At 48.3% G+C, this 9,881-nt stretch carries 8 protein-coding genes; 7 read left to right on the top strand and 1 reads right to left on the bottom strand.

The genetic code is table 11. The features are described 5' to 3' along the window. Positions 1 to 58: 58 nt before the first annotated feature. From ACN5NT_RS23715 to ACN5NT_RS23685, 7 genes are all read left to right on the top strand, one after another. On the top strand, positions 59 to 349 hold the full coding sequence (locus ACN5NT_RS23715) for a co-chaperone GroES (protein WP_419177123.1): 291 nt from the start codon (positions 59 to 61) through the stop codon (positions 347 to 349). A gap of 61 nt (positions 350 to 410) precedes the next feature. After that, positions 411 to 2,063, top strand: coding sequence for a chaperonin GroEL (gene groL / locus ACN5NT_RS23710; protein WP_419177122.1), 1,653 nt, complete (start codon positions 411 to 413; stop codon positions 2,061 to 2,063). A gap of 249 nt (positions 2,064 to 2,312) precedes the next feature. After that, on the top strand, positions 2,313 to 3,434 hold the full coding sequence (locus ACN5NT_RS23705; protein WP_419177121.1) for a hypothetical protein: 1,122 nt from the start codon (positions 2,313 to 2,315) through the stop codon (positions 3,432 to 3,434). Between the two features lie 231 nt (positions 3,435 to 3,665). After that, positions 3,666 to 5,003: a c-type cytochrome gene (locus tag ACN5NT_RS23700; protein WP_419177120.1), complete on the top strand. Its 1,338-nt coding sequence runs from the start codon at positions 3,666 to 3,668 to the stop codon at positions 5,001 to 5,003. A gap of 8 nt (positions 5,004 to 5,011) precedes the next feature. Then, positions 5,012 to 5,920, top strand: a complete 909-nt coding sequence (locus ACN5NT_RS23695) for a hypothetical protein (RefSeq protein WP_419177119.1) — start codon at positions 5,012 to 5,014, stop codon at positions 5,918 to 5,920. 175 nt (positions 5,921 to 6,095) lie between these two features. Continuing rightward, positions 6,096 to 7,265: a hypothetical protein gene (locus ACN5NT_RS23690; protein WP_419177118.1), complete on the top strand. Its 1,170-nt coding sequence runs from the start codon at positions 6,096 to 6,098 to the stop codon at positions 7,263 to 7,265. Between the two features lie 178 nt (positions 7,266 to 7,443). After that, a complete protein-coding gene (locus ACN5NT_RS23685) occupies positions 7,444 to 8,895 on the top strand; it encodes an alanine/glycine:cation symporter family protein (RefSeq protein WP_419177117.1) in 1,452 nt (483 codons plus the stop codon). A gap of 71 nt (positions 8,896 to 8,966) precedes the next feature. On the opposite strand, the gene ACN5NT_RS23680 is transcribed toward ACN5NT_RS23685, so the two are convergent. Continuing rightward, the coding region (locus ACN5NT_RS23680; RefSeq protein WP_419177116.1) for a redoxin domain-containing protein at positions 8,967 to 9,881 on the bottom strand (915 nt) is incomplete at its 5' end.

Below are 9,881 nucleotides of genomic sequence, written 5' to 3'. Positions count from 1 at the left end.
TGTGTACACTCGCCGCAGTTGTGACGAATTCAAAAACCGTTTCAGGAGAAGAAAAGTAATGAAAATCAGACCTTTGCAAGACCGAGTCGTAGTACGACGTAAGGAAGAGGAGACTAAGACTGCAGGGGGTATCGTGCTACCCGGTTCAGCGACTGAAAAACCTGCGCAAGGGGAAGTCATCGCCGTAGGGCCAGGCCGTATTCTTGACAATGGCGAAAAGCGTCCTGTCGATTTGAAGGTAGGCGATACAGTAGTGTTTGGTAAATACGCAAGCAACACTATCAAAATCGATAGCGAAGAACTTCTGATTCTCAACGAAAGCGAAATTTACGGTGTGATCGAGTCCTGATCCACGCGCTTTAACCCCTTCTAATATGAATACGTAAAACCAGAATATAGGAATAGTGAAAATGGCTAAAGACGTAAAATTCGGCGATCCAGCTCGTCAAAAAATGCTTAAGGGTGTCAACGTACTAGCAGACGCCGTGAAGGTAACTCTCGGACCTAAAGGGCGTAATGTAGTTCTTGATAAGTCATTTGGTGCGCCAACTGTCACTAAAGACGGTGTTTCAGTGGCAAAAGAGATAGAACTGAAAGACAAGTTCGAGAACATGGGCGCACAAATGGTTAAAGAAGTGGCCTCACAAACTTCTGATGTGGCCGGTGACGGGACAACAACGGCAACAGTATTGGCCCAGGCTATCTTGAACGAGGGTCTGAAGTCTGTAGCGGCTGGCATGAACCCAATGGACCTCAAGCGTGGTATCGACAAAGCAGTGAAAGCAATGGTTGAAGAAATCGGTGGTTTATCGATTCCTTGTACTGACTCTAAAGCGATCGCTCAGGTTGGTACCATCTCTGCAAACTCCGATGAGCAAATCGGTGCCATCATCGCTGAAGCGATGGAAAAAGTTGGCAAAGAAGGCGTTATCACTGTTGAAGAAGGTTCTGGTTTCGAAAATGAACTAGACGTGGTTGAAGGGATGCAGTTCGACCGTGGTTATTTGTCTCCTTACTTCATTAACAACCAAGACAATATGAGCGCAGAGCTTGAAAATCCTTATATCCTGTTAGTGGATAAGAAGATTTCCAACATTCGTGACATGCTGCCTGTTTTAGAGTCTGTTGCAAAATCTGGCCGTCCATTGCTTGTTATTGCAGAGGACGTTGAAGGCGAAGCGCTAGCCACTCTTATCGTGAACAATATGCGCGGCATTGTGAAAGTCGCTGCGACTAAAGCTCCAGGCTTTGGCGATCGTCGTAAGGCAATGTTGGAAGACATCGCTGTCTTGACTGGCGGTACAGTCATCTCTGAAGAAGTAGGGTTGAGCCTTGAAGCGACTACTCCTGAGCATCTTGGTAGTGCTAAGAGCGTTGTGCTTTCGAAAGAGAACACTACGATCATCGACGGTGCTGGCGATTCCAAATTGATCGAAGGGCGCGTCACACAGATTCGTCGTCAAATCGAAGAGACATCTTCAGACTACGATAAAGAGAAGCTGCAAGAGCGCGTTGCGAAACTTGCTGGCGGTGTCGCGGTCATCAAAGTTGGCGCCGGCACGGAAATGGAAATGAAAGAGAAGAAAGCACGCGTTGAAGACGCGTTGCATTCAACTCGCGCTGCGGTAGAAGAAGGCGTTGTGCCTGGCGGTGGTGTAGCTTTGATTCGTGCACTGCAAAAAGTTGAAGGCCTAAAAGGCGACAACGAAGACCAGAATGTCGGTATTGCATTGTTGTTGCGTGCGGTGACGGCTCCATTGCGTCAAATTGTGCAGAACGCAGGTGATGAACCTTCAGTAGTACTCGACAAAGTGAAAGCGAGCACTGGTAATCAAGGCTATAACGCAGCAACTGGCGAATACGTTGATATGGTTGAGCTAGGCATCATCGACCCAGCGAAAGTGACTCGTAGCGCTCTACAGGCTGCAGGCTCAGTAGCTGGCTTGATGATCACGACAGAGTGCATGATCAGCGATATTCCAGAAGAAAGTGGCTCATCTGCACCTGATATGGGTGGCATGGGCGGTATGGGCGGAATGGGTGGTATGGGCGGCATGATGTAAGCAGCCCGATTTACTTCCATAAAGTCCCAAAAGGCCCGTCAACACTGAGTTTTCGGGCCTTTTTTGTTCTGCTAAGTGGAGCCGAATTACAAAGGCGACAGATGATGTCCCTTGCGGCACTATATCTGTAGAATAGGCAACTGCAAACGGGTAATTTCTGCGGCAATATGACGCATTTTTCATCGCAATTAATTTTTATAGGGTGAGGGCATGAATTTTTCGCAATTAAGTGGGTCAGGGTGCGAGCCCATGAAAGGTTTTAGGCTCGCAATTTTTCTGCTGGCCCTATTTTCCCTTTCAGCAATGGCGGACGAGAACACTGCCTTGGCAAAGGAATATCCTGAGCTGCAGCAACTGCTGTTAGCCCACGATATTGTGCAGGCGCGTGTCTACGAAGAAATTAGCCTTGCAAATGGATCTAACATCGCAGCCATCGGTCAGAGAGTCTTGCTAGAAACTCTTGCTGAGCTCAAGGAATCGAAAAACTCACACTACCACTCTGCCGGTGATCATTCGGCAATGTTGGGGCCACATCGCGTCTTTGAAAGTCGGGCAATTCCTGGCCTGCTAGGAGTGGTCAGGGGAAACTATAACGCCGACCAGGTAAGCACCGCCCTGGCGGATGTCGGCAATCTACCTCCCGTCGCGGTAGAGGCCTTGCAAAAGGGCCGGCAATTTATTGAGTTACTCATCGAGATTTACATCAATCCTGTCTTCGAGGATAAAAAAGCCGCGGTGGCACTTGCGGTCGAGAACTATTTGCAGGATGACTTACACTCAATCGCCCCCAAGCCGAAATCAGACGAGTTGTTATCGGACCATCCGTGGGCCTATGCTTTTAATGCCGGCTTTCCGCAACTAAGTGGCTTAACCTGGGCATCTCAATGGTTAAAAATTGGTGCACTGGAATTATTGGTAACAGAGCCTGATGCAGAGTCACGTAAGCAAGCAATTGCTCATCTATTGGAACTGTACAATGAGAAAATTAATCGCCAGCATGGCAGTTTGGTTTCTCTGCCCACAGACATCCCTACCAGCCCCGTTATCGCACCCACCTTCTTAGAAATGCATCCAAGTGCTGCTTATATCATCGATAATCTGGAATTGTTAAAAGTAGTGATCGGCGACATCCTTGCCCACCCGGAAGTAGAAGATCGATGGCAGGAAATCGAATTGGCTGTGCAGAATTACACCGACAAAACTCGCAACTTCAGCGACGAAACAGAGTATCTGTACTACACGTTACGAGGCGGTATCTACAATGCCGGAGGGCCAGCCCGAGGTGGTCTGAATCGGCCGGATCGAAATTGGTCGCGAGAACAGTCTGAGAACCCCCACATCAGTATCGGTTCACAGCCTTCGCCTCCTTAGCTTTGCTCCACAATTGCGTAGAAACCAAGAATTACGCAGTGTTTGCCTGAGCGCTTCATTTTGGTGCGTAATTTCTACAGGCTTGCACATTTAGTCGACAACTCGTAACATTTATTTACTTGAAGTACGCGGCTCAAATGAGCATCATGTCTAGTTAAATGCATTTTGGATTTTGAGTTAGATATACCGGATAGTACTTTCAAATACCCATCCCAAAAGAGGATATGGATAATGATGTATCAAAAAGCCTTAAAAACATTGCTAGTTTTTGCAGCATTCCCAGCACTTAGCAGTGCTCAGGAGGCCGCTACACACCCCACTTATGCCAAAGAGGTGTCTCGGATAATTCAGGAGAATTGTCAGAATTGCCACCAGCCTGGGTCTATTGGGCCGATGTCATTCATGAGCTATGAAGAAGTGCGGCCTTGGGCTCCACTCATTCAGATGCGAGTCGCAAACCGAGAAATGCCTCCTTATCATTATGATAACGATGTTGGTATTCAACATCTCCAGAATGACTGGCGTTTGTCACAAGAAGAAATCGATACAATCGTAGATTGGGTAAATGCGGGCTCGCCTCTGGGCAATCCGGAAGAATTACCCGAACCTAAAATGTATCCCGCTGTGGACGAATGGCGTTTAGCCGCTGAGTTCGGACAGCCTGACCACACAATTAAATCCGAAGCTTGGGATGTCCCTGCGAATGGTCAAGACCTGTGGTGGAAACCAATTGTAGATTCCGGCATCGATGAAAGTCGTTGCATTAAGGCAGTTGAGACTCGACCTTCGGCAGCAGCCATAGGCTCAACTCACCATGCTAACTCGCACTTCAAAGTATTGAATGAAAAGGGCGAATGGGTCGATGGCGACCGCTTGTCTGAATTTGCGATCGGCAAACTTGGTGAAAAAGTACCAGAAGGTGCTTGCCGAAAAGTACCGGCGAATTCAAAAGTTGAATGGGAGATTCACTATTTCCCAGATGGCAATGCAGTGCCAAATGACCAAGTGACCATAGGGATCTGGTACCACGATGAAGAAGATGGCTTCGTTGAGGAAGAAAGCTACCCTCAAGACTTGCGCGCCTATTTCCTCTCTGCGTCAACTGATGATTATATGATTGCCCCCCATGGCAAGCTTATGACACAAGGATTCAGATCCTTTGACCATCCGGTTCGCATCGATAGCTGGCAACCACACATGCATTTGCGCGGTGTTGCAATGTCACTGGAAGTGTTTTATCCGGAAACGGGCAGAACAGAAGTATTAAGTCAGGCTTCCAATTGGACTTCTGCTTGGAACCACAGTCATACCTATGAAGAAGGTTACCAGCCTCTAATTCCAGCGGGCGCGACCTTGATCATGACTGCATGGTATGACAACACTGCAGACAACCCCATGAATCCTGACCCGGATCAATGGGTCGGCTCAGGTCAGCGTACGACGGATGAAATGTCGCATGCGTGGATCGCTGTTTCCCACCTCGATGACGAAGCCTATGAAGCGCTTCTAACCGAGCGCAAAGAAAGAGACAATAGCAGCGTAGCTAGCTTGGATGGTGGGGCGCAATAATGAGTTGTTTGAAAGATTCTAGACTTGTGTTACCACTTTTGGTGGGGCTGCTTGTAGCGGCCCCACTGCAGGCTCAGCTACCCGAACGGGCTCGCGATTATCCATTGGCGACTCGTTCAAAGACTGGTGAAATAGTAGCTCCTATGTTTAATGGCTGGATTGCCAATGAAGATGGGTCGACAACCATGATCTTTGGCTTTGCCAATCAGAATAGAGAGGCTAGCGTTGATGTTCCACTAGGGTCCAATAACAAGTTGGAACCGGCCCAATTTCAAGGGGCGCAACCTACCCATTTTCCTGTCTACAGCAGACCTGGGTTCGTTGGTATTCAGGAACGAGGCGCCTTTGGCGTAGTTGTACCTGCAGACATGGCGGGCACCGAAGTTATTTGGACGCTCTCAACAGGTGGTAACACTTACTCAATACCAGGGCGCGCCACATCCGCTGCCTATGAGTTAAGTGCGGGTATATCCGCTGCAGGTTCCTTGAGACCTGCTATTAGATTCAGCGAGGGTGGTCCTGAGTCTATCAATGAAGTGGGTATATACGCAGAGCCTAAAACCGTCAAAGTCGGCCAGCCACTCACGCTTTCTGCGCAGATGCGGGATCGAGGAGAGCGTGATGGTTATGCAGATGTTTTGCCCTATTACGATCTTGGCACTTTTTGGGCCATGCATCAGGGTCCTGCTGTGCCGGAAATAGAAACTCCGGAGATTCGTGGACGTGAGCGAGCAGCAAACAATCCAATTGATCCATACACTAATGAATGGACTGAGGTTTCAACTCAGGTGACGTTCCCAGAGCCTGGGGATTACATAATTCGCCTTAGAGTAGATAATTTCGAGGCTCCAGATAGCCAATTCGATAATGTTTGTTGTTGGTCCAACGCTTACTTCCCTGTAACCGTTAATCCTTAAAACTTGGATAATGTGCAAGCAGTTATTGCTGCTTGCACATTGTTCTTTAAGTCTCTTCCTAGCACTTGATCTGCTCGTTTTCCGCTTTGACATGTAATGGCAACCAGATCTTCGTGAAGTTCTCCTACCTTTTCCAACGCTAGATTTGAGAAAATTGCCTTCGAGGAATTGGATCATGAGAAACAAACTGAATCACATGCCCAAGTCGGTCACAAGAAAGACCTTGCTAGCCCCTGTCATGGTAGCCGCCTGCCTCTTTACAAGTGGTTTGATGGCACAGGAAGCTGCTGAGATAAGGCAGCAGTATCCGCAGATCGCGGACCTGTTTAACGCCTTCGACGTCACTCAAGCTAAATCCTTCGAGGAAATTGCTGCAATCAATGCCAACCCAGTAACGCTGCAGGCCCGGCATGAGCTGCAAATGAGCCTGAATAAGCAGGCCAAAATGTCCATGAGAGAGATGATGTCGTCTAGTGACGACATGTTTATGTATATGGGTAATGGTCCGCACCACAATCTGGAGGTCGAGGCACGAGTCAGGCTTATGGAAATGATGCGTGGCACACACAGCCACGAAGCGGCGGAAACAGCCTTCGAGAACAGCTCCGCTATCAGTCGTCACACGGCGGAAGTTTTCAAGCGCGGTAGGAACTTCGAGGAAAGGCTATTTGTTATCTATATCGATGACTCGATCGAAGATAAGCGCGCTGCCATCACCGCAGCGATCTCCGACTACCTTAGCGACGATCAATATTCTGTTGCTGCTGCACCAAAAGCGAATAACTATCTGCTGGAGCACGACCAAGCTAATGGCCTGAAATCAGCGTTTCCTCTGCTGCGCGGCTTCCTGTGGACACAGCAATGGTTGCAACTCGCCGCGTTGGAAGCGGTAATTCTGCAAGGGTTGGACAGTCAGTTCAACGGCGGAGTAAATGTAGCGCTTGAGCGATTCTGGAATAAGGCCGGTACCTCCAGTGGTATGACAATGTTCCCGACGCCAAGCGAATTGCCAATGGCGCCAGCAATCGCGCCTGACCTGTACAGCCAGTCACCCGAGGCTGCCATCATCTTGGACAATCTGAACCTACTAGAAACGGTCGTAGCCGATATTCTTGCCTTCCCGAACGCAGAGAATCTGGACGAGTTAATGGATCAGGCGGTCGCGTTCTTTACCAATAAGATTAGCAACAATGCAGAGTCCATAGACTATCTACGATTCGCACTGCGTGGCGGCATCTACAATCAGGGTGGACCGGCGGTTGGAGAATTGATGCATTCGGAGCGCAACCGTGCCCGCGAAGCCATGAGCAAGCAACACACTATGATCATGTCATCTGCACAATAAGCCAAAGTCCAACAACTTCATCTAATCGAAAGCACTGCGCAGCCAAACATATGTCATATGGCCACTTTGGCCATCAAGTTTGCTGATCATAAAGTGCCCATAAATGAGGTGCTCGAAAACTTAAAACAATGTGGTACTCTCGGTGCTTTGTTCTACGACAATAACTGGGAGCGCAAGCATGAGTGAGTTGTTTGGTCAGATAAATGCCATTGTTTGGAGCCCTGCTTTAGTATTTCTTTGTTTAGGGGCTGGTTTATTTTTCTCTATTCGCGGGCGCTTCCTGCAAATTCGTCACTTCCGAGAAATGATCCGCCTTGTTTTCCAAGGCAAAGTCTCTGAAACTGGTATAAGCCCCTTTCAAGCCTTGAGTATGACGCTCGCAGGTCGAGTAGGGACTGGCAATATCGCGGGCGTAGCCACGGCTATTACCTTCGGTGGGCCGGGCGCTTTGTTTTGGATGTGGGTGGTAGCATTTCTAGGAGCCAGTTCTGCTTTTGTGGAATCTACCCTCGGACAAATATACAAAGAAAAGATCAATGGTGAGTATCGTGGTGGGCCAGCTTTCTACATAGAAAAAGGCTTAGGCATGAAACGATATGCTTGGGTTTTTGCGTTTACAACAATCGTATCCTGTGGCCTGTTACTTCCCGGTGTGCAAGCCAATGCAATTGCCGACAGCGTAAATACAGCATTTAGTATTGATACTTCTGTAACAGCTGTCATATTGGCACTTTTGCTTGCCTTCATTATTTTTGGTGGTTTACGACGGATCGCTTTGTTTGCCTCAGCCGTTGTTCCATTTATGGCCATTGCCTATATTTGCGTCGCGTTATTTATTATCTTGATTAATATCGATCGCGTCCCTGAGATGTTTTGGTTGATCATTCGTAGCGCTCTTGGGTTTGATTCAGCCTTCGGCGCTATTTTAGGGCTGGCTATTATGTGGGGCGTTCGTCGAGGGGTTTACTCCAATGAGGCAGGGCAAGGCACAGCGCCACATGCATCCTCCGCAGCCTCGGTCAGTCATCCAGCGAAGCAGGGGCTTGTGCAGGCCTTCTCTGTGTATGTCGATACAATTTTTGTCTGTTCTTCTACAGGTTTTATGTTGTTGATCACGGGTTTATATAATGTAGAGACCGCCGCAGGCGATGCGATTTATACGGGAGTTGTTGGAGTAGGGGCCGGGCCTGGGTATGTGCAAGCCGCTTTGGAAGGTTTGATGCCGGGTATTGGCAATATCTTTGTTGCCGTTGCGCTTTTCTTCTTCGCATTTACGACAATTTTAGCTTACTACTATATTGCTGAAACCAATGTTAGTTATATCAATCGCTTTGTCGCTCGCCCCTGGATGAGTACAGTGCTTAAATTCGCAGTGATTGGAGCAGTGGTTTACGGCACGTTGAATACGGCTGAGTTAGCCTGGAGTTTAGGCGACACAGGGGTCGGGCTGATGGCATGGTTAAATATCGTGGCGATATTCTTCTTGAGCAAGATAGCTTTTCAGTGTTTGGCCGATTACGAGTCTCAGAAGGCGCAGGGGATTGATCCTGTATTTCACCCTACTGCAATGGGTATCGACAACGCAGAGTACTGGCAAGAGCGCCTAGAGGCGCAAGAGAGCATAGAGTAAGGGCATAATGTGAGGAAATAGTGCAGGTAAAAAAAAGCCGCCTCAGTGGGCGGCTTTTTTTGCATCATTGATTACTCGCGAGGCGCACCTGCGTTAATCCAATGAATCAATGTCTGTGTATCTTCTACAGACATTGTACGGGCGTTTTCAAAGCTGCGGATCTCTGGATCCACGCTCATTGGAGGCATACGCTTAGTCATAATCACTTCGCGCATCATTGGGCTCCAGCCCTGAACCATTTGGTGGCTGTTCATAGCGAATGGGCCAATGCCGCCTTCGATATGGCAACCAACACAGTTCTCGATCAATACAGGCGCGACTTCTGTTTCGTAATCTGGAACATCGTCTGCACTAGTGATTTTTGCTGGGAATTCTAGCTGACAGCTTTCTGGAGCTTCGAAATCCACAACTACTGTATCGCGACCGCTAACTTCGTCGGCAGCGATTGCCGCAAACGTATCTTTTAAGAACGTTGTACCAGTTTGGCCGGCTCTGCTTGGAGTGTCGAATGGGCCGCGGTACAAAATTGACATATTGTTTGGGTCTAGAACGACAATTTCACCAGCCTTAGTAATGCCTAATAGTTCGGCTACTAGCTGAGTGTCGTCGATCAGAATGGGCATGTCTGGGTTGTAGCTGTTCTTCCAACGACGAACCGAAGCCGGGTTGTCATTGATAGAAGAGTTCATCATAACGAAACTGATTTGCTCGTTATCCCATTTTGTTTGTTGAATGCGATACTCACCGAAAAGCTCTTGGTTAGTAATGCAGGAGTTCGCTTGAGAGATGACAACAAGCGCCTTTTGGTAACCGTACTTGCTTAGCTGGTGCGCAGTACCGGTTTCGTCAATCAGGTTGAAATCACCAATTCGCTCTTGTGCAGCGAAAGATTGTGAGCCAGCAAGTACCGCAGCCAAAAGGCCTACGCACTTCAATATTTTCATGTTAACTACTCCAGTGGATCGGAAAAAACTTAATTCAAAACA

This window comes from Desulfosediminicola sp. (assembly GCF_048381775.1).
Classification (GTDB): Bacteria; Desulfobacterota; Desulfobulbia; order Desulfobulbales; family Desulfocapsaceae; genus Desulfopila; species Desulfopila ganghwensis.
This window is presented reverse-complemented; position numbering and strand designations above follow the sequence as displayed.

Excerpts from the sequence above, each read along its gene's own strand:
- ACN5NT_RS23715 (WP_419177123.1), top strand. The coding sequence starts at position 59 with ATGAAAATCAGACCTTTGCAAGACCGAGTCGTAGTACGACGTAAGGAA.
- groL (WP_419177122.1), top strand. The coding sequence starts at position 411 with ATGGCTAAAGACGTAAAATTCGGCGATCCAGCTCGTCAAAAAATGCTT.
- ACN5NT_RS23705 (WP_419177121.1), top strand. The coding sequence starts at position 2,313 with ATGAAAGGTTTTAGGCTCGCAATTTTTCTGCTGGCCCTATTTTCCCTT.
- ACN5NT_RS23700 (WP_419177120.1), top strand. The coding sequence starts at position 3,666 with ATGATGTATCAAAAAGCCTTAAAAACATTGCTAGTTTTTGCAGCATTC.
- ACN5NT_RS23690 (WP_419177118.1), top strand. The coding sequence starts at position 6,096 with ATGAGAAACAAACTGAATCACATGCCCAAGTCGGTCACAAGAAAGACC.
- ACN5NT_RS23685 (WP_419177117.1), top strand. The coding sequence starts at position 7,444 with ATGAGTGAGTTGTTTGGTCAGATAAATGCCATTGTTTGGAGCCCTGCT.